Source organism: Solibacillus sp. FSL R7-0682, from assembly GCF_038005985.1.
GTDB lineage: Bacteria > Bacillota > Bacilli > Bacillales_A > Planococcaceae > Solibacillus.
On the sequence record NZ_JBBOUI010000001.1, the window covers coordinates 2,088,888 to 2,115,733 of the forward strand.

Annotated in this window: 21 protein-coding genes; 17 read left to right on the forward strand and 4 right to left on the reverse strand. The window is 36.3% G+C overall.

Going from position 1 to position 26,846, the window contains the following annotated elements:
- Positions 1 to 127: 127 nt before the first annotated feature.
- Positions 128 to 1,957 carry a GTPase gene (locus tag MKZ17_RS10715; protein WP_340723727.1) on the forward strand — a complete coding sequence of 610 codons (1,830 nt, stop codon included), beginning with the start codon at positions 128 to 130 and terminating at the stop codon, positions 1,955 to 1,957.
- Between the two features lie 62 nt (positions 1,958 to 2,019).
- Here MKZ17_RS10715 and yfkAB read toward each other — a convergent pair whose 3' ends face one another.
- Both yfkAB and MKZ17_RS10725 read right to left on the reverse strand, forming a co-directional pair.
- Positions 2,020 to 3,129 carry a radical SAM/CxCxxxxC motif protein YfkAB gene (gene yfkAB / locus MKZ17_RS10720; protein WP_340723728.1) on the reverse strand — a complete coding sequence of 370 codons (1,110 nt, stop codon included), beginning with the start codon at positions 3,127 to 3,129 and terminating at the stop codon, positions 2,020 to 2,022.
- A gap of 266 nt (positions 3,130 to 3,395) precedes the next feature.
- The gene (locus MKZ17_RS10725) at positions 3,396 to 5,330 is read right to left on the reverse strand and encodes a right-handed parallel beta-helix repeat-containing protein (RefSeq protein WP_340723729.1); all 1,935 of its coding nucleotides are present in this window, start codon (positions 5,328 to 5,330) and stop codon (positions 3,396 to 3,398) included.
- 266 nt (positions 5,331 to 5,596) lie between these two features.
- Here MKZ17_RS10725 and MKZ17_RS10730 point away from each other — a divergent pair, with 266 nt between their 5' ends.
- The 11 genes from MKZ17_RS10730 to MKZ17_RS10775 all read left to right on the forward strand — a co-directional run bounded on the left by MKZ17_RS10730 (position 5,597) and on the right by MKZ17_RS10775 (position 20,883).
- Positions 5,597 to 6,715, forward strand: a complete 1,119-nt coding sequence (locus tag MKZ17_RS10730; RefSeq protein WP_340723730.1) for an AAA family ATPase — start codon at positions 5,597 to 5,599, stop codon at positions 6,713 to 6,715.
- Between the two features lie 91 nt (positions 6,716 to 6,806).
- Positions 6,807 to 8,141 carry a vWA domain-containing protein gene (locus MKZ17_RS10735; RefSeq protein ID WP_340723731.1) on the forward strand — a complete coding sequence of 445 codons (1,335 nt, stop codon included), beginning with the start codon at positions 6,807 to 6,809 and terminating at the stop codon, positions 8,139 to 8,141.
- 85 nt (positions 8,142 to 8,226) lie between these two features.
- Positions 8,227 to 9,063 (forward strand): DUF2785 domain-containing protein, encoded by an 837-nt coding sequence (locus MKZ17_RS10740; protein ID WP_340723732.1) that lies wholly within the window; start codon positions 8,227 to 8,229, stop codon positions 9,061 to 9,063.
- A gap of 332 nt (positions 9,064 to 9,395) precedes the next feature.
- A complete protein-coding gene (gene acnA, locus MKZ17_RS10745; protein WP_445326908.1) occupies positions 9,396 to 12,089 on the forward strand; it encodes an aconitate hydratase AcnA in 2,694 nt (897 codons plus the stop codon).
- 184 nt (positions 12,090 to 12,273) lie between these two features.
- Positions 12,274 to 13,476, forward strand: a complete 1,203-nt coding sequence (locus MKZ17_RS10750) for an ISL3 family transposase (RefSeq protein WP_340723733.1) — start codon at positions 12,274 to 12,276, stop codon at positions 13,474 to 13,476.
- A 309-nt stretch (positions 13,477 to 13,785) separates the two neighbouring features.
- Positions 13,786 to 15,969, forward strand: a complete 2,184-nt coding sequence (locus MKZ17_RS10755) for a 5'-nucleotidase C-terminal domain-containing protein (protein ID WP_340723734.1) — start codon at positions 13,786 to 13,788, stop codon at positions 15,967 to 15,969.
- Positions 15,970 to 16,337: 368 nt separating this feature from the next.
- Positions 16,338 to 18,644: a YhgE/Pip domain-containing protein gene (locus MKZ17_RS10760; RefSeq protein ID WP_340723735.1), complete on the forward strand. Its 2,307-nt coding sequence runs from the start codon at positions 16,338 to 16,340 to the stop codon at positions 18,642 to 18,644.
- Positions 18,645 to 18,724: 80 nt separating this feature from the next.
- Complete coding sequence (locus MKZ17_RS10765) at positions 18,725 to 19,006, forward strand: hypothetical protein (protein WP_340723736.1); 282 nt, start codon at positions 18,725 to 18,727, stop codon at positions 19,004 to 19,006.
- The gene (locus MKZ17_RS20600) at positions 18,969 to 19,088 is read left to right on the forward strand and encodes a transposase (RefSeq protein ID WP_350462260.1); all 120 of its coding nucleotides are present in this window, start codon (positions 18,969 to 18,971) and stop codon (positions 19,086 to 19,088) included. Before MKZ17_RS10765 ends, MKZ17_RS20600 begins: the two co-directional genes overlap by 38 nt.
- Before the next feature lie 478 nt (positions 19,089 to 19,566).
- Positions 19,567 to 20,400, forward strand: a complete 834-nt coding sequence (locus MKZ17_RS10770) for an alpha/beta fold hydrolase (RefSeq protein ID WP_340723737.1) — start codon at positions 19,567 to 19,569, stop codon at positions 20,398 to 20,400.
- Between the two features lie 96 nt (positions 20,401 to 20,496).
- Positions 20,497 to 20,883, forward strand: a complete 387-nt coding sequence (locus tag MKZ17_RS10775) for a hypothetical protein (RefSeq protein WP_340723738.1) — start codon at positions 20,497 to 20,499, stop codon at positions 20,881 to 20,883.
- A gap of 45 nt (positions 20,884 to 20,928) precedes the next feature.
- On the opposite strand, the gene MKZ17_RS10780 is transcribed toward MKZ17_RS10775, so the two are convergent.
- A complete protein-coding gene (locus tag MKZ17_RS10780) occupies positions 20,929 to 21,222 on the reverse strand; it encodes a YxcD family protein (RefSeq protein WP_340723739.1) in 294 nt (97 codons plus the stop codon).
- Positions 21,210 to 21,674 (reverse strand): hypothetical protein, encoded by a 465-nt coding sequence (locus MKZ17_RS10785; protein WP_340723740.1) that lies wholly within the window; start codon positions 21,672 to 21,674, stop codon positions 21,210 to 21,212. The genes MKZ17_RS10780 and MKZ17_RS10785 overlap by 13 nt, the downstream gene beginning before the upstream one ends.
- A gap of 334 nt (positions 21,675 to 22,008) precedes the next feature.
- Between MKZ17_RS10785 and MKZ17_RS10790 the strand changes: the two genes are divergently transcribed.
- From MKZ17_RS10790 to MKZ17_RS10810, 5 genes are all read left to right on the forward strand, one after another.
- Positions 22,009 to 22,272: a YhdT family protein gene (locus MKZ17_RS10790; RefSeq protein WP_340723741.1), complete on the forward strand. Its 264-nt coding sequence runs from the start codon at positions 22,009 to 22,011 to the stop codon at positions 22,270 to 22,272.
- Positions 22,272 to 23,717 (forward strand): sodium/pantothenate symporter, encoded by a 1,446-nt coding sequence (gene panF / locus MKZ17_RS10795; RefSeq protein ID WP_340725540.1) that lies wholly within the window; start codon positions 22,272 to 22,274, stop codon positions 23,715 to 23,717. The genes MKZ17_RS10790 and panF overlap by 1 nt, the downstream gene beginning before the upstream one ends.
- Before the next feature lie 194 nt (positions 23,718 to 23,911).
- Complete coding sequence (locus MKZ17_RS10800) at positions 23,912 to 24,652, forward strand: GTP cyclohydrolase II (protein ID WP_340723742.1); 741 nt, start codon at positions 23,912 to 23,914, stop codon at positions 24,650 to 24,652.
- Between the two features lie 12 nt (positions 24,653 to 24,664).
- The gene (ribD, locus tag MKZ17_RS10805) at positions 24,665 to 25,771 is read left to right on the forward strand and encodes a bifunctional diaminohydroxyphosphoribosylaminopyrimidine deaminase/5-amino-6-(5-phosphoribosylamino)uracil reductase RibD (RefSeq protein ID WP_340723743.1); all 1,107 of its coding nucleotides are present in this window, start codon (positions 24,665 to 24,667) and stop codon (positions 25,769 to 25,771) included.
- Positions 25,768 to 26,844 (forward strand): FAD-dependent monooxygenase, encoded by a 1,077-nt coding sequence (locus MKZ17_RS10810; protein WP_340723744.1) that lies wholly within the window; start codon positions 25,768 to 25,770, stop codon positions 26,842 to 26,844. The genes ribD and MKZ17_RS10810 overlap by 4 nt, the downstream gene beginning before the upstream one ends.
- Positions 26,845 to 26,846: the final 2 nt, after the last annotated feature.

Here is a 26,846-nt window from a genome sequence, read left to right on the forward strand (position 1 = left end):
TTACCTATTTTTGTCGTTTATGACTGTGACACTTGTAGTGATTTTTTGAATCTGTTGAAAATTCCATATTCAAGCAATTTTGAAAGGACTTATAATGGAAATATTACTAGATAAGAGGGGAATACAGATGACAAAGCCAACAGATGCACAGCAGACGAGTTTAAATGACATTACGGATTTACAGCAATTAATAGATCGTCTTAAGCCTCTGCACATTATTTTATCGCAAAATTCTTATGTAAAAGATACGACAAGACGACTTAAGCGAATTATTGATGATGCAGATAGTCAGCCAATCTTTTTATTTTTAGGGAAAGAACGGGTAGGAAAGACGACTTTAATAAATAGTTTACTTGGAAGAGAATTACTTGAAGATAATAAAAATCAGCCAACAAATATTAACACATTTTTACGCTATGGAGAAGAAGAGTGTATAAAAGCAATTTTCCTAGATGGCATGGTCGCAACATTTGATATTTCCAAATTACATTTACTTACAGTTTCTGATACATATAGCGCTCAAATAATCCGGGAGCATTTAGATTTTATTGAAGTATATATTAAACATGATTTATTAAAAGCGGTCACACTTATTGATTCAACAGCGTTAGAAGTAGGAAATAACAATACCGCTTACTTCTCACATTCGTTAATCCAGCGTGTCGACGAAGTATTTTGGGTTTTACGAAATGGCTCACCTGCGACTGTTGATGAGGTGAATTTACTAAATAAATTAGAAACTTTCAATATACAGCCGCATATCATTTTAAATGGGATTGACGAATCTACAAGCGATGTTGAACAATCTTTTGCTTCTGAAAAGGCGCGATATGGCAACAAAGCAGGTGAATTTTTAGGGGTATCTGCATTAAATGCGTTAAAAGCAAGAAAAACGAATGACACGCAACTATTAATTGATTCGAATATTACACATCTCTCTCAATTAATTTATCGCTTAGTAGAGGATAAGCAAAAGAAGACGCGTCACGTTACGGAATTGTTTATCCATTGGCTAGAAAGATTACGAAAAGAGATCGAGGTCATTCCAACTCGGGAGCCTTATATTTCTGCCCTTGAAAATGTGGAGCGATATCAATCAGACTCGGAGTACGAATTTAGTCGTCAACAACGCGATTTAGTACTGCTTACGTCCTATGAAGAGGAATATCAAAATGTTAGCACCGTCTTTAAAGATGTCCAAACGCTCTATCAGTTGTTGCAAAAACTTGCGAGCGACTTATATTTACGCGATTCATTAGTAGAAAAATATGAAGAAATGGCCGTCTTGTATCAAAAAAATGTACGGGATTACCGAAAATTACACGTCGATTATTCGATGGAATATTCCCGCTTAGAAAAGCAATATAAAAAACTTACGGGGAAACCCTTAACATTCCCAATAGCAAATAATGAAATGGAAAGTTTAATAATTGAACGGATCCATTCACTAAATAAGCTCCAAAAGCAATGTGAGGAAAAACTAGAATTTATTAAGAAATACGAAGTGTTTGTGAGTGAAAATTTATATACTGTACAAAATCGTTTAAATGAGCTGGCAGCACAACGATTAAAAACAATTATTACGCAAGTAAGCGATTTAAATTTACAGCGGAAAACAGAACGTGTTCATCTACGTTCGTATGCGGATAAATTAGCAGAGTTTAACTGTATTGTTGAAGCACAAGGATTTTTACGTGATGCAATTATGCCGCATTTACTAAATGGGGCATTCCCAATTACGGAACAAGAAAAATATCATGTTCAAAATACGATAGAATGTATTTGCGCTGTTGATTTAACGCATCAAGCTCTTTACAATCGATTAAATATCGCGGAGCCCGATGATTTACTCGTCCAGTTGGAGTTTGATTCAAAATATAAATTAAACGGCTTAAGCCTAACAGAGTCTGATGTAAAATCAGACATCCCAGAGCTCCCAAAATATATTGAAATATAATAGATGCCTCCCTACAATACTAGTACGATTTTGTACGAATTGTAGGGAGGCATTTTTACGTTTTATTTCACAGAACCACTTACAAATGTTTCATGTTCATAATACATATTTTTTACAAGTACATTGGGTCCTAAGCATTTAACAGCAGGACAATGACAGTTTAAGCTTTTTGCTAAGTCCGTCGCTAACCACTTATCAAATATGGCTGGTAATGAATCATGCTGAATATTTCCAAGAGCTGGCGTATCACCAAAATCCGTAACGATGACTTCACCAGTAAATATATTAATATTTAAACGTGAACGGCCATCAGGATCGTTTCGAAGCGTTACATTTTTCGTCTGACGTATACGCTCTTGTAATTTCAAATCTTCTTCAGACTTACTACACGGATAAAACGGTAATGTACCAAAAAGCATCCATGTATTTTCATCCCGAATATCTAGTAAATGGTTAATCGCGTCACGTGTCTCTTCAAGTGATAAAGAAGTGAGCGCAGAAGCGAAGTCTGATGGATACATCGGGTGGACTTCATGACGTGCACACTTCATTTCCTCGACGATTTGCTTATGAATATGCTCTAAATACGGTAATGTCTTTTTATTTAACATTGTTTCAGCCGATACCATAACACCATGATCTGCAAGCATTCTTGAATTATCAATCATCCGCTGGAATAGGGCCGCCCGTTGCTCTTCTGTGGGTTTACGTTCCATCATTGCAAATCCTGTTTCTACGAATTCTTCAATCGTTCCCCAGTTATGTGAAATATGCAACACATCTAAATAAGGAGCGATTTCTAAATAGCGTGCACCATCAATTGTTAAGTTTGAGTTCATCTGTGTACGAACTCCACGTTCATGTGCATATTTTAGGAGTGGAAGAACATAGTTTTGCACCGATTTTTTTGACATCATCGGCTCGCCACCAGTTATTGAAATTGTTTTTAAATGAGGAATCTCATCTAGTCGTTTCAAAATCAGTTCAATTGGTAATGCTTCGGGATCTTTCGTTTGAAGTGTGTAACCAACGGCACAATGTGCACAACGCATATTACATAAAGTGGTTGTTGTAAATTCAATATTGGATAAAGTTAGGCCGCCATGTTGTTCAACGTCTAAATAGGCTTCCCATGGATCATAGCTTGGGGTAATTTCTTTTAACGTAGTCATTAATTACTTACTTCCTTTCTAACGAACTATTTTCTCATAAATTAGCCTAGAAGAAAACGTTTAAATTCAGAGGGGCTAGAATTTTTTGCCACCATAACGAAGAGCAAAGGCTTCGAAGTAGACAAAAATAAAGAAGCTGAGACAAAACAAAAAAACAATTTTCTCCTAAGAGAAAAATTGTTTTTTTGATGCGGGTAAAATTGGTTTCAAGTTCCGGGTACGCTTTATGCGGGCACGGGCCTGAGTCTGTAGCCTGGCTTCATTACTCAATTTACTTCATCATACGAATTAGTAATTTCACTATGGTTTTCACTATAAAATTTCTCGCCAACTGAATTTTCTACAGCTGTTTGGACTAAGTTTATTTTGGAATGGTTAACGGCTTGAATATTAAAGTTAAATTTATCGTTATGGATGATGCAATTTGTCGCGTGGACGGTCGAATTGTTTTGGACGTATATGTCTGATTCATGTCCTTCTGTTAATTGAGTTGAAGAGAGCTCAACTGATGACTCTAAATCAATCCACACTTGTGGATATTGATGATTTGAAATAAATGAATCTTGTATTAATGCTTCCGAATGATTTTCGATAATGAAGCCATTTTTTTCACCATGTAACAGCTCACTATTTCTGAAAATGAGCGAACTATCATTCACAACAATTTGAGGCATTTTATGGGCGATAATTTGGCATTCTGTAATGTGAATCGAGGCATCTTTCATCGCTTTTATCGCATTACTTGTACCTTGTATTATTTTTGTTTTATGAATGGTTGCTTTTGTGTGACTTCCAACTTCGATTTGAACACCTGTACCGTCTGTAAAATGGCAGTCATTAACTTCTAATTGGCAGTTTTCAATCATAAAAATTCCTTTACCACCAGTAAATGTACTAGCTGAGACCGTTACTTGTGCTTTTTCTTTCCCGGCGATATGAGGCATTTGGTTCTTTTGAAATTGACAGTTTTCTATGGTGGCTTCCGTCTGCTTTACCGTCAAAATCCCATTTCCTTTATTGGCAAATATTTCAGTGTCTAATAAGAAAATTTCTGCGCCAATCGCTGTAATAGCAGTGTTCGCGTGATTGGATATTTTACTTGCTACGATCGAACAAGAAGCCTCTTTATCAACAAAGATTCCTACCTGTTTTCCATTTTTGATAACGGAATCTTTCCCAGTGCAAATCGATTTTTCCGTAATGTAAAGCTGAGATAATACATTGTCTTCAAAGATAGCATTTATAAAATTGACAATGGACTTTTCTTTTACTTGAATACCAACACCCCGACATTTACTAATGTTGCTATCAGTCATATTTAGTAGTGATTCTAGTGTGAGTTGGATATTGGCAATTTTATGGTGGGAGAATTTACTATTTATAATTGTTCCTTCGGATTGTTCTCGCAGCATGAGCCCTGATTCGCTACCTTGCTCAATAGAACAGTTTGTTAGTTGTATAGTACTTTTTTGTATCCAAAGCTGAGGGAGTACATGATGCTGGACGATTGTTTCATTTAATAGGACAGTCGACTGGTCGTTTGCATAAATACCGTTGCCTTCTCCATGTTCAATTGTACTTCCAGAATCTTGGTAGGTGGACTCTTCTTGTACAATAATTTGGGTTCCACTATGGTGATGGATATTGACATTTTCAGTAGTAACCTTTGAATTTGATTTTAGCCATATGCCATGGCGCGCTTTGGAAAACTCGCAATTTTTTAATTCTACCTTTGAATTTTCTATAAATAAATGCGATTTTTGATTGTTATCAAAAGTACAATCTAGAAACGTAGCCACACTTTTATTACACAATATTACTGCAATTTCGTTTGCTCCAAAAAAATGACAGTTTGATATCGTTGCTTTTCCGCCGTTAAACGAAAGAAGCACATTTGTATTAGACCCATCGAATGTACAATTATTTATAAATACAGTTCCTTCAACATAAAACTGTGTAGAAGGATGAATGTTAATATTTTCAAATGTAACTTCGAAACCTTTCGGGATGATGATAGCGCCCTTTAAGTAAACAATATCTCCATATTTTGCAGTAATCGTAACATTTCGATGAATGGATATCGATTCTTTATATTTTCCATTGGCAAGTAGGATGACATCATCTTTACTTGCTTTTTTTAGTGCGCGATCTACTGTTTTATATTTTGAAAAAACAGAAGCTGACACTTTTATGATCGCCATGAAAACCCTCCTTGATGACATGCTATACCTATTATTTTCACTTATTTACGCAATCTTAATCAAAAAAATTCAAAATTTTTACAAGAAATTAATTATTCCATTCTTACATATAGTTATTTATAGGAAATAATATGTTACTTAAAATGAAAAAATAATACTTTGATTGAAATGTAGACGTTTAAAAACTTTTAATGTAGTGAATCGTTATACAAAAAGTGTAAATTCGTAAAAATAAAGTGTCGTTGTAAAGAAGGAGAGTAAAAGCAATGCCAAAACAATTACAACTCATCCAGCAAAAATTAAATGAACGTTTTTTTGATAGGGAAGAAGAAATTGAAGCATTAATAACAGCTATTCTTTCCAAGCAGCACCTTCTGTTTATTGGTCCAGCAGGAACTGGGAAAAGTGAATTGTCCTCAATGCTAGGACACATTGTAGAAGAAAGCCATTATTTTCAACATTTACTTACCCCATTTAGTACACCAGAGGAACTATTTGGCGTGCTGTCTTTAAAGGACTTAGAACTAGGGCTATATAAACGAAATATAAAAAATATGTTGCCAGAAGCTCATTTTGCGTTTATTGATGAAATTTTTAAAGCGAACTCAGCTATTTTAAATTCGTTATTAACAATAATTAATGAGCGGGTTTATTACAATAATGGTATACCAATCCCATGTCCATTAATAACGATAGTGGGCTCTTCTAATGAATATATTGAAGAAGGGGAAGGTCTAGAAGCTTTATTTGATCGATTTTTATTACGTTATGAAGTGAATTATATTCGACAACAAGATGACTTTATCGCAATGTTAAAAAATCAAAGTTATGTAGAGATTCCTAAATTGTCATTAGTTGAGTTATATGAACATCAAGAGAAGGTGTCACGTGTTTTCATATCGGATGCACTTTACAAAACACTTGCAAAAATTCGTCAGGCTTTACACGATGCTGGGATTCGTCCGTCAGATCGCCGTTTTAAGCAAGCGCTATCGATATTAAAAGCAAAGGCATACTTAGCTGGACGAGTAGTAGTGCTCAATGTTGACCTAAACATCCTTAAAAATATTTTATGGGATACGATTGAGCAAAAGAAAAAAACAGAGGAAATTATAAATGAAATTGCTTTTGATACAGTAGATACCTTTATTGATCGGACAACTTCTGAGTTTGATCTCATCCTATTAAATGCGCAAAATTTACTCATACGAAATACACCCGTTGCACGCAGTCAATTAAGTGAGCTTCTCATGCAAGGCAAAACGTTATTTATTGAAGTACAAAATATGAATCGCCAATTACCGAATCGCCCAGAATTACAAAACTTAAAAATGGACATGCATAAACGTTTATTACAAATGACATCTAAGGTTATTGGATTTTAAAGTAAAATGGCTACCGAAAAAATAAATATATTAGCCCAAACATCTTGTGCAACCTCGTGCAAGGTGTATTTTTTCTAAAAGGAGGTTAATGATGGAGTCAAATATACGGTTACTCTATAGTCATTCCATATTGAACATTTCACCGCTTCTACAACAACGCTTTAATGAATTATTAAAAATGGCAAAGATGTTGAATAATATTTGTATAGAAGGCGAAAAACTATTACCCGGTTTTACAAATATTATCGGTGACAGCTGGTATGCATTTTTCGGACGTCATCCAAAAATACGGGAACAAGATATGCACCCTATTAAAATTCATGACACATTTATTTATAAGCTATTACGAAATGAGGAATATATCCGTTGGCATGAACTCACGAAAGGAGACGAAATGTTTAGTGTATTAACAGCGATTGGAATGGCTGAACAGCTGAAAAAATTATTGGAGAATGAGAGAAGTCAAACAATTGTCGTTCCACTGCATAATCACAATCAATTTTCGACACTTTTACAAAACCTAAACGATTCTACAATCTCTACGATGATTCAACGGAATAAAAAGAAAGTAAGTAATACGCAAAAGTCTATTATTGCGGTAGGTACAATGGATGGAAAAAAACGAGAAGAAATTCCGCTACTTGATCAATTCGAGCTGGCAGAAAAATTACGGAACGATAAGGAGCTTCGGAAAATTGCTAATCTGGTTGGTCGCTTTAAAAAAATCGTGTTGAAAAAACAAAAAATGAAGCAAAAACAAACGATGGAGCGAAATAAAATTACCGTTGGCCAAGAAATATCGCGGTTATTACCGGCTGAAATGGCGAATTATATGATTCCTAATCGCAAAGTTGACTTTTTAAGACGCTTTAGTGAGCAGCAAACGTTTATCTTTGATACGAACGGGAAAGAGAAAAAAGGCAGAGGTCCGATAATAATTTGTATCGATGAAAGTAGTTCGATGACGTCGATTAAAGAACAAAGTAAAGCATTTTGTATCGCGCTCTTAATGATAGCAAGAAATCAAAAACGTGATTTTGCAATTATTCCATTCGCTACAAAGCTGGGAGAAGTTAAAATCTTCTTGAAAGGTCAAGCTACGACACAGGAGCTGATTGAGTTTAGTAATAGTTTTCTAGGTGGCGGGACAAATTACGAACATCCATTACGAGAATCATTGGACATTTTATTAAAAAGTGAATTTAAAAAAGCGGATGTATTATTTGTGACAGACGGCTCCAGCTACTTGTCATCTAGCTTTATCCAACAATTTCTTCAAGCAAAAAAGGAAAAGCAATTTGAATGTACGGCAATTGTCCTGACAAATTTTTATAACGCAGTTGATTTAACTGTTGTGAAGAAGTTTTCAGATCGTGTCATTGAGGTTGGAGAATTATTTGAAGCAGATGAAGCATTTGCTTTGTAAATCCTATTTAAGAGTCGTTCTTCCTAGTCAAACTGCTTATTGTCTCTTACAATGACAATATGGAACTGATTTAGGAGGAATTTTATTGTACCAGCAAGATTATGATCAATTATTATCATTAACACCAATGGACCGTGCACAATATGTATTAAACAATGAAGAAATATTTGAGCAACTATTAGCAGAGGTTGGAAATGACAATGCACAACTAAGAGATCAACAAAATTACCGTTTATTTCTTCAATTGCTATCAGAGAATGTAATACCAGAAAAAATCATTCATCACTATGTACAACGTTTAACATCATCTGAAGGCCTGCTCTATGAAATTGGAGCAGTTGGAGATACAAGTGTTTTTCAACGTTCATTCTCAGCGCTTTTTTTAACAGCTATTGTACATGCTGATCGCCAACTACAATTTTTAAATGAAATTGAAATTGAACAAATAACAAAAAGTGCACTTACTCTTTTTACAAAGGAAAAGGATTTACGCAGTTATGTAAATGAACTATCAGGATGGGCACATAGTATTGCGCACACTACAGATCTTTTATGTGCAATTATTCAACATACTCATTATCCAATTCAATATACAGCACATATTTTACAGGGGATCCGTCAAAACTTATGGAAGGGATATGTATTCCAAGATGATGAGGAAGAGCGCTTCTGTAATATTGTTGAAGCTTTGTTAGGAAAGGAGATTGACGAGGACTTACTCATTGAATGGATCGAGCAGTTATATGATTATTTGGAAATGGTAGCGTTCGAGCGCGGCTATGATGCAAATTGGTTTAAAGCAAGAACGAATTTATTAGCGACTTCCAAAACACTCTACTTTTATTTGAAATTTTCAAATCGAAGTGAAAAATTACGGGGAATTGTCTCCATCTTTATCCAACGTTGGCTCAAATTGAACTAAAATATTGGGTGATAATGTTTTTCTACAATAATTCTGGGGAGTTTGACATGTAAATTTATCATCAATTTTATAGTTAATTCTCAAAAATTCTACATGAGGTCCCATGAAAATTTTTTGTTGGAAAATGCAGTCAGCTAAATGATTTCAGCGTGATTATAATTTCTCGATAATATTGTAGAATAAAAACGCTTTTCCGATAGGTCATAAATAAAACTTATCGTAAAAGATAATAATTATGCAATTTACTTATGTGTGAATATAGGCTATTATTAGCGTTGGAGAAAAGAGCATTACAACCTTTTCGATTAAGAAAAACTAGGGGGAACATAACAATGGCAAACTTACACAACAGCCGCGCTTCATTCGAAGTAAATGGTAAAGAGTATAACTACTTCCGTTTAGCTGCAATTGAAGAAGCTGGTATCGCAAACGTATCACGCCTTCCTTACTCAATCAAAGTATTATTAGAATCAGTATTACGTCAGTACGATAACTACGTAATCAAAGAAGAACACGTAAATGAATTAGCAAAATTCGGTTCACACAACAAAGAAGCGGAAGTACCATTCAAGCCTTCACGTGTTGTATTACAAGACTTCACTGGTGTACCAGTAGTAGTTGACTTAGCTTCATTACGTTCTGCAATGAAAGAAATGGGTGGAGACCCAGCTAAAATCAACCCTGCTATTCCTGTTGACCTTGTAATTGACCACTCAGTTCAAGTAGACAAATATGGTAACGCAGCTGCATTACAAGCGAACATGGATTTAGAGTTCGAGCGTAACGCTGAACGTTATAACTTCTTAAAATGGGCTCAAACTGCTTATGATAACTTCCGCGCTGTACCACCTGCAACAGGTATCGTACACCAAGTTAACTTAGAGTACTTAGCACCAATCGTTCACGTGAACGAAACAGAAGAAGGCTTAGTAGCATTCCCAGACTCAGTAGTAGGTACTGACTCTCACACAACTATGATCAACGGTATCGGTGTTCTAGGTTGGGGTGTTGGTGGTATCGAAGCAGAAGCTGGTATGTTAGGTCAACCTTCTTACTTCCCAATTCCTGATGTAATCGGTGTTAAATTAGTAGGTGAATTACCAAACGGTACAACTGCTACTGACTTAGCATTAAAAGTTACTCAAGTATTACGTGCTCGTGGCGTAGTTAACAAATTCGTTGAGTTCTTCGGACCTGGCGTTGTTAAATTACCATTAGCTGACCGTGCTACTATCTCAAACATGGCTCCAGAATACGGTGCTACTTGTGGTTTCTTCGCAGTTGACGAAGAGTCTCTTAACTACATGCGCTTAACTGGCCGTGACGAAGAACACATTGCAGTTGTAGAAGCTTACTTAAAAGCGAACGACATGTTCTTTAACCCAGATTTAGAGCCAGTTTACACTGACGTATTAGAAATTAACCTTGCAGACATCGAAGCGAACCTTTCTGGTCCAAAACGTCCACAAGATTTAATTCCTTTAACTGATATGAAATCTGTATACCGTAACTCTGTAGTAGCTCCACAAGGTACTCAAGGCTTTGGTTTAACAGAAGAAGAATTCGACAAAACTTCAACAGCTAAATTCGCTGAAGGTGATGTTGAAATTCCAGCAGGTGCTGTAGCAATCGCTGCAATCACTTCTTGTACAAACACTTCTAACCCATACGTATTATTAGCTGCTGGTTTAGTTGCTAAAAAAGCTGTTGAGTTAGGAATCAAACCTGCGAAGTGGGTTAAAACTTCTTTAGCACCAGGTTCTAAAGTAGTAACTGGTTACTTAGAAGATTCTGGTTTACAAGAATACTTCGATGCAATCGGATTCAACACAGTTGGTTACGGTTGTACAACATGTATCGGTAACTCAGGTCCGTTATTACCAGAAATTGAAGAAGCGATCAAATCAAACGATTTATTCGTAACTTCTGTATTATCTGGTAACCGTAACTTCGAAGGCCGTGTACACCCATTAGTAAAAGCTAACTTCTTAGCATCACCACCATTAGTTGTAGCTTACGCTTTAGCTGGTACTGTAGACATCGATTTACAAAAAGACGCTATCGCAGTAACTCCAGAAGGCAAAGAAGTATTCTTCGCTGATATCTGGCCATCAACTGAAGAAGTTAACGAAGTATTAAACCGTGTTGTAACGCGTGAATTATTCCAAAAAGAATACGAAACAGTATTCACTGCGAACGAAGCTTGGAATGCAATCGAAACTTCAACTGAAAACTTATATACTTTCGATGATAAATCAACTTACATCCAAAACCCACCATTCTTCACTGGTCTTTCTAAAGAGCCAGGTGCGATCCAAACTTTAGAAGGATTACGTGTAATGGCTAAGTTCGGTGACTCTATCACTACTGACCACATCTCTCCTGCAGGTGCAATCGGTAAAGATACACCAGCTGGTAAGTATTTAATTGAAAACGGCGTAGCTATCCGTGATTTCAACTCTTACGGTTCACGTCGTGGTAACCACGAAGTAATGATGCGTGGTACATTCGCTAACATCCGTATCCGTAACCAAATCGCTCCAGGTACAGAAGGTGGTTTCACTACTTACTGGCCAACAGGTGAAGTTGAGTACATTTACGATGCATGCATGAAGTACCAAGAAGCAGGTACTGGCTTAGTAGTATTAGCTGGTAACGACTACGGTATGGGTTCTTCTCGTGACTGGGCTGCTAAAGGTACATTCTTACTAGGCGTTAAAACTGTAATCGCACAATCTTATGAGCGTATCCACCGTTCAAACCTTGTAATGATGGGTGTATTACCACTTCAATACATGGCTGGCGAATCTGCTGATACTTTAGGATTAAAAGGTGATGAAACAATCTCAGTTAACTTAACTGACAATGTTAAACCACGTGACATCTTAACAGTAACTGCTACTTCTCCAGAAGGTAAAGTAACTGAATTCAAAGCGTTAGCTCGTTTCGATTCAGAAGTAGAAGTAGATTACTACCGTCACGGTGGTATCTTACAAATGGTATTACGTGCAAAAGCTGCTGAGTAACTCTTTGTAAATACTTTTAAAAAAAGGTAAAGTCCTTGCGACTTTACCTTTTTTTTATTTTAAAATGGTTCTACAATATTTGTTGGGGTGTTCATACAAATTCACATAAAAAAAGCACAAAATCACACTTTTTTATATACTTGAATTGACTAGAAACAAGATATAGAAAGGTGATTTGTGCTCTATGAATTTTACCATGAACATCCCAGGATTAAAAGAAGTAATCATCAATGAAATGACGGAACAGAAGAATCGAATTGTTCTTCATGTTTCGATGCCTCAAAAAGAACATACTTGCCCAGATTGTGGTCAATTAACAGATAAAGTTCACGATTATCGTATTCAAAAAATCAAACATTTAAAGTGGTTTGAACGTTTAACCGTTCTCTTTTATAAAAGACGCCGTTACCGCTGTTCTTGTGGCAAAAGATTTAGTGAAGATTCCCCTTTTGTCGAGCGTTACCAACGCTTTTCAAAGGAATGGAATCAGGTTGTTCGTATTCGTTCGGTTAAAGCGAAAACTTTTAAAGAAGCAGCAGATGTACTTGGTACATCTTCATCAACAGTGATTCGACGCTTTAAACAGCTTGTTCATCAATTACCAGAAAAGGTACGTTTACCAAAAGCGATTGCGATCGATGAATTTAAAGCAGATACAGATGCTGGAACTTATCAACTGATAATCGCAAACGCAGATACACATGAACCTATTGATATTTTGCCAAATCGTAGAAAAGAAACAATTAAACACTATCTTCAAGAAAATGGGGCAGATGTCGAAATCGTTGTGATGGATATGAATCCTAGCTTTAAAGCAGCAGTAAAGAAGGCTTTAAATCGTCCTGTTATTGTGGCTGACCGTTTTCATTACTGTCGCTATATTCATTGGGCTGTGGATGAAGTACGTCGGAAAGTCCAAAATGAATGGAATTCTTATGACCGTAAAAAGGCGAAGCGAATGCGCTATGTCTTGCATAAGGATGAACACAAATTAACCGAAAAAGAACGTTGGTACTTAAATCGTTATATCAATATGTCCACTGAATTGAAGGAAGCACATGAATTAAAAGAACTTTATAAGAAGTGGCAACGAGAATCGAAAAAAGAAAGTGTATCAGAAGTGAAAGTGAAATTATATGACTTCTACCGAAAGGTTGAAGAAACAAAAAATCCAGCCTTTTTAAAAGCAATAAAAACGTTTAAGAACTGGCAAAAAGAAATTCTAAATAGCTATGCATTTGGTTATTCTAATGGATTTTTAGAAGGGATTAAAAATACCTCCAAAGTATTAAAAAGGAATGCCTATGGATTCCGTAAATTTGAACACTATAAAGCAAAGATATTACTAAATCATGTATATAAAAATGTAGGGATTCACCTTGGTTAATAGAAAGTTGATTGGAATGGAGGGCGGCAGACTCCAGCGGGAACAGCACGACGCCTGAGACTACAGGCTCAGGCCGTGCCCGCGGAAAGCGTCCGCCCGTAATGGAAATCAACGGACTATATTAGAAACAACAAAAAGAGGCAGTGCCAATTGAAGAATCAATATGACACTACCCCAACATTTTACTTAGAACCTTTAAAATTACAATTTTTCAAATTTTTTTTTAAAAAAACTATAAAATGTAGAAATTTTAAATAGTTTTCGATAATATCAATATTGTAGTACAAATTAATTTTTGGGGGTAGAACGATGTCGAAAAAACGTAAAATGTATTCAGTTGCTACTGTGTCGGCTGTAACAGCTGCAATCGTAGGAGTAACAGGTGTATCAGCAGAAACGCAAATTTTTAAAGATGTGGAAGAATCACATCCATATTATGCAGGTATTCAAGTACTAGCAAGTGCTGGAATCATTGAAGGGTTTGGCGATGGTACATTCAAGCCGGACGCAACGATCACACGTGGTCAAGCAGCTAAAATGATTGCAAATGTACTAAAATTAGATACTGGAAATGTTGTAAATCCGGGCTTTACAGATGTGAAAGAAGAACACTATTACTATAGTTCGGTTGCTGCTTTAGTTTCAACAGGCTTTATTAAAGGCTTTGCCGATAACACATTCCGACCAAATGATACGATTACACATAGTCAATTATTAATGATTTTTGAAAATGTAGCTTCTCTTGTAGATTTACAGGAAATCTTAAAACAAGTAAATATTGAAGTAAACCCTACAAAACAATTGCAACGAGGAGAATTAGCAAGCGTTTTAGCTGTAGTATTAACATCAAGCCTACCAACTCCACAACCAGATCCAGAGGTAACGCCAGACCCAGTTCCAGAACAGCAAATTGAATCCGACTATACAATGTCGTTAATGCATTTTAATGATTCGCATGCGCGTGTTGAAAACTTCCCGAAATTAATGACTGCAGTAAATGAAGTACGTAAAGAAAACCCAGAAGCTTTATTATTACACGCTGGAGATGTCTTTAACGGCACACTTTACTTCAATGAATTCCATGGTAAAGCAGACTTACCGTTTTTAAATGCTTTAAAGGTGGACTATTTTACGTTAGGAAATCATGAGTTTGATTTAGGCTCTTCTCCAGAAGGTCATCAGGCTTTAGTAGACTTTATTAAAGGGGCAAATTTCCCAGTCGTTTCTTCTAATGTAGATTTTTCAGGAGATGCGAAGTTTACCGGTTTATTCTCTGATTTAATTAGTAGTGAACCAGAAAACGGTAAAATTTACTCGGGTATTGTGAAAGAAATTAATGGGGAAAAGGTTGGTATTTTTGGCTTAACTACTGCTGAGACAGAATCGATTGCTTCTCCAGGCGCAGTTAAATTTGAAAACTATATTGAAGAAGCAAAAAAAGCTGTAAAAGCATTTGAAGATAAAGGTGTAAATAAAATTATCGCGCTAACGCATATCGGATTTGATGACAATGCGTTGGTAGACAACGATCAAGAACTTGCAAAAGCAGTTCCTGGAATCGATATTATTGTTGGTGGTCACTCACATACTCGATTGGATGAACCATTTATTGTTGATACAAATACAGTTGGTGAGAAAAAGGATGCAACATTAATTGTCCAAGCTTATCAATATGCTGATTATTTAGGTACTTTAGATGTTGGATTCGATGAAAAGGGTGTAGTAGTAGCTCACAATGGGAAACTATTAAAAATTGCTGATTATGTAGATGATGCAGAAGGATTAAAATTATTAGCGCCGTTTAAGGAAAAAGTTGATACTATTTCTTCTATAGAAATTGGCGTAACATTAACAGAAGCATTAGTGACACCGCGTTCATCTGAGGGAGTAGGAATAAGTGTACGTAGTAGTGAAACTGCCCTTGGTAATATTATTACGGACGGTATGCTAGCAAAAGCAAAGCAATTTACGAAGAAAAATGTCATTATGGCATTACAAAACGGTGGAGGAATTCGAGCTGAAATTCCTGCAGGTAACGTAACAACAGGACAAGTCATTACTGTGTTACCAAACGGTAATACATTAGCACTAATGGATGTAACTGGAGCAGAATTAAAAGCAGCCTTTGAACATTCAGTAAAAGATGCCCCAAAAGAACACGGTGGCTTTTTACACATTGCAGGTGCTAAATTAGAATATGATTCATCAAAAGAAGCTGGCGCTCGTGTTGTTTCATTAAAATATTTTGATGAAGCGACTAAAGCGTATGTAGATATCAAAGATAATGAAACATATACAGTTGCGACAAATGCCTTCACAGCTATAGGTGGAGATAACTATGAAGTATTTAAAAAAGCCTATGCTGAAAACCGTGTAACGGATTTAGGCTTATCGGATTGGGAAAACTTAAAAGAGCAGCTATTATCACTAAAAGAAGTGAAATATACAACTGAAGGTCGTATTACAGATGTAGCAGCTCCAAAAACAAAATAATGAGCAAAAATCACTGAACAGGTAAATCTGTTCAGTGATTTTTTTATAATAAAGAGGATTTTCTATCTAGGAAAATAGCACTTTTTATAAAAATTTTTTAAGTAAAATTGTTATAACTAAAATAAAAAAGATTATATTTTTAAATATTATTTTATGTCAAAAAAGTGAACTTTTACTTAGTAATAAGTTATATAGCAATTATTTAATACTTTATTTTATATACTTTTATGAACAAAATTCACGTAATAAGTAGAAAAAATAAACATTTTTTAGTAGAAAAATGTAAAAACATAGAATATATTTATTCATATACGGATGAGTGGATATTCATTCGTATTAAAAAAATAGAAGTACAAAGGGGGTTTTGTATGGGATCATTTCAGTTATTCGGAAAAGAGCTATCATCGCTCAAAAATCGTAAAGGATTGCTTTTTGCACTTATCGGGGTCATGTTAATCCCAATTGTTTATGTAGCCATCTTATTATCAGCTACATGGGGTCCTTACGACAATTTAAACAATTTGCCAGTTGCCTTTGTTAATAAAGATGAGGGTGGCGTATCGAGCGGTCAACCAATTAATGTTGGTAATGATTTAATGGAAACGCTTAAAGAGAGTAATTCTTTAGGTTGGCATTTTGTTAGTGAAGAGGAAGCTTTAAAGGGGCTGGATACTCAAAAGTACTACATGGTCGTTGAAATTCCAGAAGATTTCTCTCAAAAGGTTACAACTGTACTTGATCCGAATCCGCAAGTGCCAGAGCTTCGCTATATTCAAAATGAAGGTCTAAACTTCATGGGTGCACAAGTGACAAATAGTGCGGTAGAGAAGCTGCGTGAGCAATTAGGGGATAAAATCACGGCTACTTATGCTCGTACGGTATTCTCAAGATTCACAGATATTGAAACTGGCTTTGCAGATGGAGCAGACGGTTCTAAGCAAATCGTTGATGGTACATCACAGTTAGCTCAAGGTACAAATACATTACTAACTAGTTTAACTGAAAAATCTGCTGATATTCAAACTTTAGCAGCAGGAGCAAAATCAGCTGATGCTGGTGCAGGGGAATTAGTTTCAGCAATTTCAGGTGGTACTGGTAATATTCAAAAGCTTGCGAATGGCTCACAGCAAGTAGCAGCTGGTGCAGGTGAGTTAAAAGCTGGTTCGAATCAGTTAATTACAGGAATTACACAAGTACAAACTGGTTCAAAACAAATTTATACTGGATTACAGCAATTACAGCCTGGTAGTGAAAATTTATTAGCAGGATTACAACAATTATCAGGTGGTGCAAATCAGCTTTATGCAGGCATTGCATTAGGAGATGGCACTGCTAGTAATCCTGGCTTAGCAAATGGCTTAAACCAATTAGCTACTGTTTTACAATCGAAACAAGCGGACATCGAAAAATTAGCTGCTGGAGCACAATTGCTACAAGGCTTATCACAAGCGCCAGGATTAGAAACGTACCGTGCAAATTTACAAGCATTAAGTGCGGGTTTAACAGAGTTAGGTACAATTTATCCAGTAGCAGTACAAAGTGCAAATGCACTAAATAGTGGGGCACAACAAATTGCACAAAGCATGCCCGCTTTAACTACTGGCTTAGAAGATGCAGTTGCTGGCCAAACGACAATTGTCGGGGGCATTAATTCATTAGTTGCAGGTCAAGGGCAAGCAGTTGCAGGTATTGATCAGTTAGCTACTGGACAAAAAGCTTTAGGAGCAGGGATTGATCGCTTATCAAGTGGTGCATCACAAGTGGCAGATGGAAATAAAACATTAGCTTCTTCATGGGGGCAACTTGGTGCTGGTGCAACGAGCTTGAAAAATGGCTTAGCACAAATTAGTGCAGGGAATGAAACGGTAGCAACAGGCTGGCAAACAATGACAGAAGGTGTCACATCGTTAAATGATGGTGCGAATCGTCTACAGGCGGGAAGCTTAGAATTAACGGCTGGTCTTGAAGGTGGTGCTGAGCAAGTAGCAGCAATAAAAATTACGGATGATAATATCGCAATGTTCTCTTCTCCTGTAGTTTTAGCAGGTGAGAAGGTGAATGCCTACGAGTATTACCGTGATTCGACTGCACCATACATTTTATCATTAGCGTTATTTGTAGGGCTGCTTGTTTTATCGTTCTTCGTTGACTTTAAAAAGCCTGCAGTTATGCCAAAATCAGCTATTAGCTGGTTTGTGAGCAAATGGCTACAATTGGCTCTATTTGCAACAATTCAAGCATTGCTTGTTACTGTGTTTACCCTTGTAGTATTACAGCTACAAGTAGAGAACGTTCTATTATTTATTCTATTTGCGATTTTAGTAAGTGTAACGTTTATGTCAATCGTATTCTTCTTAGTGTCAGCAGCAGGACATGTAGGTCGCTTTATCGGACTTGTGTTCATTGTAGCGCAATTGTCTATTACAGGCTCGAACTTACCAATTCCAATGCTTCCTGAGAATTTGAGAGCATTAAGCTCGTTCCTACCATTAACATACTCGAATGCGGGCTTTAAATCTGTAATCTCTTTAGGCGATGTATCAATGCTTTCCTCAAATGCACTTGTGCTTGCACTCATCTTAGTTGGTGCATCTGCATTGGCATTTGTAGCATTCGTTATAGGCTATAAAACTTTATCAGCGAAATATACACCAGAAGTACAACCAACAGCATAAAGGGTACCCCGTTCATTTTAAAAGGTGAACGGGGTATTTATTTTATGGTTCTATAATATTTGTTTGGGTATCTATTCAATTTGTGCAAAAAAAGCACAAAACTTTTTGTATACGATAATCATGTACTTTCGCTGTTTTATTTCCACAAGCCGGAAGAAGCAGCGGAAACGACAGGTGTCTCCTCAACGACAGTAATTCGTCGCTTTAAAAATGTTGTACAAACAATGCCAAAAGGCGTGATGTTACCAAAAGTAATTGCGATTGATGAATATAAGGCAGATACAGATGCGGGCAAATATCAGCTAATTATTGCAGACGCAAAAAATGCATCAACTAATAGATATTTTACCGAATCGTCGTAGAGATACAATTAAAGATTATTTGGCACAGTACGGTTCAAATGTAGAAATCGTTGTCATGGATATGAACCCTGCAGGCAAGTAGAGATTTTAAATCGTTACGCATTTGGCTATTCAAATGGTTTTTAAGAGGGCATTAATAACACTTCGAAAGTCACCAAGCGTCATGCATTTGTATTTAGGAAGTATGAACACTTCAAAGCAAAAGTACTATTAAGTAGAGTATATAAAGAAGTAGATATACACCTTGGTTAATAGAGAGTTGATTGGAATGGAGGGCGGTCCTGCGGGAACAGCACGTGCGGGAAATCCATTACCAACGCAACGGGACGCATCCAGTTGGTAGTTAGTTGGAGCCGTGCCCGCGGAAAGCGCCCGCCCGTAATGGAAATTAACGGACTTGTTTAGAAAAAACAAAAAGGTAGTGCCGATTGATGAATCATTATGACATTACCCCAACATTTGACATAGAACCTATTTTATAAGAATTTGTTATTTTTTGCATAATCATTTATAATGAGAACAAACATTCGGTTTAGCTCGATTTGAAAGGAGGAAGTGAATTGGCGTATTGTAAAGTTCGTCAGGCTGAGATTTATTATGAAGAAATAGGAGATGGGATTCCAATTTTATTAATACACGGATTTACACCTGATCATAGATTAATGAGTGGTTGTATGGAGCCAATTTTTACTTTGAGGAAAGGGTGGAGACGAATTTATGTTGACTTACCTGGAATGGGTTTAACAAAAAATTATGACGAAATTAGTAATTCCGATCATATTTTAAGTACACTTATAGATTTTATTGAAGCTGTACTTCCTAATCAAGAATACATAATTGCAGGAGAATCATATGGAGGTTATTTAGCTAGAGGGCTTATTAAAAAGCACAAAGATCGAGTACTTGGAGTAGCATTTATTTGCCCTGTTATTATTCCTAATCAAAGCGAAAGAACAATTGAGAAACATAAAGTTTTAAAAAGGGACAATGAATTTTTAAAAAAGATTTCAGAGGTAGAATTAACTGACTTTAGTAGTAATCAAGTTGTACTCAATGAGTATAATTGGTTACGCTATAACAAAGAAATTATATCTGGATGTAAAATCGCGGATGCACAATTTTTGGAGAAGATTAAAAATAATTATGCATTTTCATTTGAACTTGAAAATACTAATTATACGAAACCAAGTTTATTTCTTTTAGGAAGACAAGACGCATCTGTAGGATATAAAGATGCACTCAACATAATGGAATATTATCCAAGGGGTTCAGTTGCAATTTTAGATATCGCAGGTCATAACTTACAAATTGAGCAACCAGAACTTTTTAACTGTTTAGTAAATGAATGGTTAGATAGGACAGAAAACTATATAAAACTAGATGCAATTGACTGAGATTTAAATAAGTGCTCAAATAACAGTTAGAACGATGCGGATTATTTAATCAATTCACTACTACTATTGCAAAATTATAAAAGGAGCAAGTACAGTATGAAAAAGGGTATACTAGCATTCTCATTAGGAACGATTTGCATATTCATTCTTATTTTTGTAATTTACAACAAAGATTTTTATCCTTCGCTTCCAATTGAAAGTTTGAGCAAAAGAGACGTTATTAAAATAATCAATCATTCAGAAAAGCCAATGGAAAAATTAACGGATGAAGACGGATTTGCATGGTATATCACAAGTGAACAGGATATGTCTATCGTTGATGATACGATTAAAAAATTGGTAGATCAAAATAAGTGGATTTATAAGGATAAAGAGGGTAGTGGATTAATTTTTGAAAAGCAAGAAAAAAAATTAATTGTGACTACACAAAAGTGGACAGGGAAATATGTAATCGTTAAAATTCCGATTAATTTTAACGATTAAAAAATAGGTTTGACCTCAAAAAAATGAGGCAAACCTATTTGTACACTAAAATTCGATATAAGCAACCATGCCTTCTTCATCATGGATGTCTAGCGAAATACGTGCAGACATTGAATCACGGCCAAGCTGCTCATCAATATAAAGGCGAATGGCCATAATGAAATTGACCGAATTATAAACTTCCAACTGTCCGTTATAAAACGCCTCGGCTGAATACCCCGCAACATCATCATACATAAGTTCCACTTCAATATTTTGTGGTTCTACGTTTTTAAATTTAGCGTGGAATAAGCAAACAGCGTTAATTAAATCTTGTTCAAGTAACGTTAGTTTTTCCAAGTTTGCGTAACCTCTTCTTTTTCTTTTTTGCGTTTAATTAATTGATAGATTTTCACTAAGAAGAATACGATTGCACCAATGGCAAGAACGTTTACTAATAAACCTAAAATTGAACCAAGCATACCCATGTTAGCAAATAAGCTTCCGAATAAAAGACCAGCTAAACCACCAAGCATAAGCCCTTTCATTAAGCCACCTTTATTTGAAGAAGCTTTAGTAGTATCTTGCTTCGTTGTAGTACCGTTGTTTTGCTTAGCTGTTGTTGGACTTGTTGCATCATCATTTTTTTGGATATTCGAGTTGTTATTGCTGTTTGAATTGTTAAATCCTTTTTTGCCAGATTTGTACGATTTTGCTTCGACTGTTTGTGTATCGTTAGCGAAAAATAGAGTTGTTCCAACACTTGAGAATACAAGTGTAAACGCTAACATAACCGCTGATAATTTCTTCATTACTTTCCCCCACATAGTATTTATTTTACTTTCTCAGTATAGCAAAAAGGGACATAGATAGAAAATAAAAACGCTGAAAATTATTAAAAGTATAGCATTTTCGCTTAAGGTCAGTTGTTCTTTAGCTGTTTCAATTAAATTTTGTGCAAAGGAGGGTGAAGCTGCTAAGAGGGTGCGTATAGACGGTTTAGTTACTTAAACAAAGTTATTTAATATAAAAACGGGTAAAAATAAGGGGAATTCAGAGTTTTTCTAGTAGAAACTCTTTTCTTTGACACGATAGAAACGTATTATAGAATAGATTATTTATTTGTTTAAGAAAGGATGTTTTTACATGCAAGATAAGCGTTTTAAAATCGCGCATCGAGAAGCTTTAATTGGTGTTGTACTAGTCGTAATTAACTTTGCTATTTGGTACGGCTTTGCGTACGGTCTCGGTTCAGGTGATCCAACTGAATATACGTATGTATTTGGTTTTCCCGCTTGGTTTTTCTATAGCTGCATAGCAGGTACAATTTTTATGATTGTGTGCATTTGGCTAGCGATGAAGCTTTTCTTCAAAGATATTTCGCTTGAAGAGGAGGAGGAAGAAAAGTGATACATTGGCAAGTAATCATCCCACTATTTGTATTTTTAGTGGTGATATTCGGGATTGGGATATGGGCGAATCGTCAAGTTCGTACGTCAACTTCCTTTATGCAGGAGTATTTTTTAGGTGGACGTGAAATGGGTGGCTTCCTCTTAGCGATGACGATGATGGCGACCTATGGGAGCGCCTCAAGTTTTATTGGGGGACCAGGTGTTGCCTATAACACTGGCCTTGGTTGGGTGCTCTTAGCAATGGCACAGTTACCAGCAGGCTATTTCGTATTAATGGTATTAGGAAAGAAGTTTGCCATTGTAGCACGTCGTATTGAAGCAATTACGCTAATAGACTTTTTAAAAAAGCGCTATGACAGTAATACGATTGTTATTTTATCTGCAATCAGTATTATCGTTTTTTTATTTGCATCGATGACAGCACAATGGGTTGGTGGTGCACGTCTTATTGAATCGCTCACGGGACTATCGTACACAACTGCATTATTTATATTCGCTGCATCTGTGCTCGTGTATGTCATTATCGGTGGTTTCCGAGCAGTCGCATTAACGGATGCATTGCAAGGATCAATTATGATTATCGGTACTGTCATTTTATTAATCGGAACGATCATTGCAGGTGGTGGTGTCGATCATATTATGCAAAGCTTAGTATCAGAAAATCCACAACTTGTTTCACCATTTGGTGCTGAAGGAAATTTAACGCCATTATATGTATCAACATTTTGGATTTTAATTGGACTTGGGGTAATCGGATTGCCGCAAATTGCCGTTCGTGCGATGAGCTATAAGGATTCAAAAAGCTTGCACCGTGCAATTTTAATTGGGACAATTGGAATTGGTACAATCATGTTTGGGATGCACTTAATCGGTGTTTTCGCCCGTCCAGTTATCCCTGGTATTGAAATTGGTGATAAGGTGATGCCATTATTAACGCTTGAAGTATTACCGCCTGTATTAGCAGGAATCGTACTTGCTGCGCCAATGGCAGCGATTATGTCAACGGTAAATGCCTTACTAATCTTAGTGAGCTCAACCGTTGTAAAAGATATATATTTGAATTACATTAATAAAAATGCAACAGAAAGCCAGATTAAAAATCGAAGCTTCTGGGTGACTACAATTATTGGCTTAGCAGTAGTCATTTTTGCATTGAAGCCACCTGAATTACTAATTATGCTGAATTTATTTGCATTTGGTGGTTTAGAATCAGCGTTTTTATGGAGTGTTGTATTCGGTTTATATTGGAAAAAAGCAAACAAATATGGAGCGATTAGCTCGATGGTAGTCGGATTAATACTTTATATTTTCATTTCTGAATTCACTCCAAACATTTACGGAATGCATTCAGTCACACTGCCGATAGGTGCGTCCTTTGTAACATTTATTGTTGTGAGTTTAATTGCACAAAAAGTAAAGAAAATTGAAGACTATCACTTTTAAATAATACTAACAACTATCGCACAAATTTATTAGGTTAGTACAACTGCCTGTTTATATGAGAAAACTGAAAATATAATAAATAAAATAGGGCTACCAGAATAGTACAACGCTTTTCTGATAGCCCTTAATTGACGTTCAACAGTTATTATTGTAAACTAAGTTACGTAAAGTAACTAGATAAAGGAATAATGGTGATGAATATGAAAGATACTATGGATATTTTAAGAGATAAAATGAAACTTGTCGCGCGAAACGACTCGCAAAACTTAGCGTTAGTCGGACCGGTAAAATTACCGATTAAACAAGGGGATTTTGAAGCGACTTTTAATTGGTATTCTTGGCTGCCAACAGAACGTTCGTTAACAAAAGAACAAGTTATTGGTTCATTACAGGAGATGAACTTAGCATTCGGTCAACAGTCTTCTGTACTCGTTTATGGCGATTTTGAACATCAGGAAGAGGCCCTTATTCGTATGCATAGTATTTGTCATACAGGCGATATTTTTGGTTCACAACGATGTGATTGTGGTTATCAATTACACGAATCAATGAAAATGATAGTCGAGCATGGTTGTGGAGCGATTTTTTATTTAGCAGATCATGAAGGTCGTGGCATTGGATTATTCACAAAATCTTTAGCGTATCTTTTACAAGAACAAGATTATGATACGGTACAAGCAAATCATGCGCTTGGTTTTGAAGATGATACACGCTCATACGAAGATGCAATCAAGATTTTAGAGGCACTGCGTACGAAGACCGTAACACTCATTACAAATAATCCGAAAAAATTAGCAGCATTACAAGCACACGGTTTATCTGTAGATGGACACATCCCACTTTGGGGTGGATTAACAAAAAATAATGCACACTATCTACAAACTAAAGTAGAAAAATCAGGTCATATCGGAAATGTAGAAAAGCTATTTGTTTAAGGGGAAATAAAGATGATGACAGATCGTAACTATATGCAGTTAGCACTTGATTTGGCAGCAAGTGCAAAAGGAAATACAAACCCAAATCCTCTTGTAGGGGCTGTGCTTGTAAAAGATGGTGTAATTGTAGGGACTGGGTTACACCGTAAAGCAGGTGAGCCACATGCAGAGGTTCATGCATTTCGTATGGCTGGAGAGCATGCAAAGGGAGCAACCCTTTATGTAACACTAGAACCTTGCTCTCATTATGGAAAAACACCTCCTTGTGCAAATTTAGTTAAGGAATCCGAAGTTGCGCGGGTTGTTGTGGCAATGGAAGACCCAAATCCTTCTGTTGCGGGACGTGGCATTCAGCTTTTACGTGATGCAGGAATTGAAGTAGAAGTTGGCATACTGGATGAAGAAGCAAGAAAACTAAACGAACGCTTCATCCATAATATGTTAACGGAGCGTCCGTTTGTTGTCTCGAAATTTGCAATGACTTTGGACGGTAAAATTGCAGCGCATAATGGGCATTCACAGTGGATTACAGCAGAAGCAGCGCGTGCGGATGTCCATCAATTGCGCCATGAAGTGGACGGTATTTTAGTTGGTGTTCAAACAGTATTAAATGATAATCCAAAATTAACAACACGTCTCCCTGATGGCAATGGTCGAAATTCTATACGAGTTATATTAGATAGTTCGTTAAAAACACCGTTAGATGCGCATGTTAGCAATACAACTGAGGCACGTACAGTGATTGTTACTTCCTTTGATGCTGATGCCAAAAAGGCCGAGGCATTAGAAAAGCAAGGGATCATCATTATACGCGTCAAACAAACAGAGCGAGGATTAGACATCGAATCAACATTAAAAGCGCTTTATCAAGTAGGGATTACGCATTTATTAGTTGAAGGTGGAGGTGCAGTCAATGCGTCCTTTTTACGTAGCGGCTTCATTGACCAATATATTATTTACATTGCACCGAAAGTACTTGGAGGGAAAAATTCGATTACACCCTTTAGTGGAGAAGATGTCGATTCAATTGATTTAGCGCAAACACTACAATTTGATGAGGTCGTCCGGATTGGCGAAGACATACGTATTACAGCTTATCCTAAGCAGGTGGAAAGATGAATCGAAAGGTAGATGTTTGTATTGTAGGTGGAGGCCCAGGTGGTGCATTACTTGCAAATTTATTAGCAAAAAAGAACGTGTCTGTTTTATTAATTGAACGGACAGGAGATTTTGCGAAAGCCTTTCGTGGGGAACATTTAAATGAAGAAGGCGAAATGGTATTAAAACAACATGATTTGTATGATAAAATTGAGCAACTTGGTTTGTTGAAAATGGAAACACTTGAATATTGGCAACATGGGGAGTGTATTAAAACGATTTTCCCTGATAAACAGGTTGGTCATTTAGGAATTCATGTACCACAAGCGCATCTATTAGAGGCAATACTTGAACAGGCAAAAACATATGAGCATTTTGACTATTTATTAAATACGTCGGTGAAAGAATTAATACAAAATGAACAAGGACAATATACTGCTGTTCATGCTGTTCAAAATGGTGAAGAATTCATTATTGAGAGTCAATTAATAATTGGTGCTGACGGACGATACTCAACAATTCGTAAAAAAGCGAATTTAGATGTGACAATACGAGACCATGGCTACGATTTATTATGGGCACGCATTCCAGCGCCAGACAATTGGATGCCCTCTATTAAGATGGCGTTAGTTGAAGGTATGCAAATTTCATTGTTCACCCAAGCTAAAGGCTTGGTTCAAATTGGCTGGAACATTGAAAAGGGTAGCTTTTCTTCACTTCGAAAACAACCTTTTACCCCATTCATCGAAAAGCTTGAACAAGCATTTCCACAGCTCGCTTCAGCTGTAAGAGATCATATACAGTCGTGGCAGGATTTTATTTTGCTCGATGTTTTTAGTAGTACAAGTGAGCAATGGGGGAAAGATGGTGTCATTTTAATCGGTGACGCGGTGCACACAATGACCCCAACTGGCGCATTTGGATTGAATAGTGCTTTAATGGATGCGCATATTTTAGCGCAAATGCTAACGAAGGATCAATCATTTGATTTTGTATCCTGTGCAACAAAACGGAAATCGGAAATCGCAAAAATTCAAGCAATACAAATAGAAAAAGAGCAAAAGTTTCACGAGGCTTTTGTCGTATATAGTTAGGT

Bases quoted from the DNA above. Each gene is read 5' to 3' on its own strand.
- ribD (WP_340723743.1), top strand. From the start codon at position 24,665: ATGATGACAGATCGTAACTATATGCAGTTAGCACTTGATTTGGCAGCA.
- MKZ17_RS10775 (WP_340723738.1), top strand. From the start codon at position 20,497: ATGAAAAAGGGTATACTAGCATTCTCATTAGGAACGATTTGCATATTC.
- MKZ17_RS10750 (WP_340723733.1), top strand. From the start codon at position 12,274: ATGAATTTTACCATGAACATCCCAGGATTAAAAGAAGTAATCATCAAT.
- MKZ17_RS10785 (WP_340723740.1), bottom strand. From the start codon at position 21,674: ATGAAGAAATTATCAGCGGTTATGTTAGCGTTTACACTTGTATTCTCA.
- MKZ17_RS10725 (WP_340723729.1), bottom strand. From the start codon at position 5,330: ATGGCGATCATAAAAGTGTCAGCTTCTGTTTTTTCAAAATATAAAACA.
- MKZ17_RS10760 (WP_340723735.1), top strand. From the start codon at position 16,338: ATGGGATCATTTCAGTTATTCGGAAAAGAGCTATCATCGCTCAAAAAT.
- MKZ17_RS10715 (WP_340723727.1), top strand. From the start codon at position 128: ATGACAAAGCCAACAGATGCACAGCAGACGAGTTTAAATGACATTACG.
- MKZ17_RS10810 (WP_340723744.1), top strand. From the start codon at position 25,768: ATGAATCGAAAGGTAGATGTTTGTATTGTAGGTGGAGGCCCAGGTGGT.
- MKZ17_RS20600 (WP_350462260.1), top strand. From the start codon at position 18,969: ATGCATCAACTAATAGATATTTTACCGAATCGTCGTAGAGATACAATT.
- yfkAB (WP_340723728.1), bottom strand. From the start codon at position 3,129: ATGACTACGTTAAAAGAAATTACCCCAAGCTATGATCCATGGGAAGCC.
- acnA (WP_445326908.1), top strand. From the start codon at position 9,396: ATGGCAAACTTACACAACAGCCGCGCTTCATTCGAAGTAAATGGTAAA.
- MKZ17_RS10755 (WP_340723734.1), top strand. From the start codon at position 13,786: ATGTCGAAAAAACGTAAAATGTATTCAGTTGCTACTGTGTCGGCTGTA.
- MKZ17_RS10735 (WP_340723731.1), top strand. From the start codon at position 6,807: ATGGAGTCAAATATACGGTTACTCTATAGTCATTCCATATTGAACATT.
- MKZ17_RS10800 (WP_340723742.1), top strand. From the start codon at position 23,912: ATGAATATGAAAGATACTATGGATATTTTAAGAGATAAAATGAAACTT.
- MKZ17_RS10790 (WP_340723741.1), top strand. From the start codon at position 22,009: ATGCAAGATAAGCGTTTTAAAATCGCGCATCGAGAAGCTTTAATTGGT.
- MKZ17_RS10730 (WP_340723730.1), top strand. From the start codon at position 5,597: ATGCCAAAACAATTACAACTCATCCAGCAAAAATTAAATGAACGTTTT.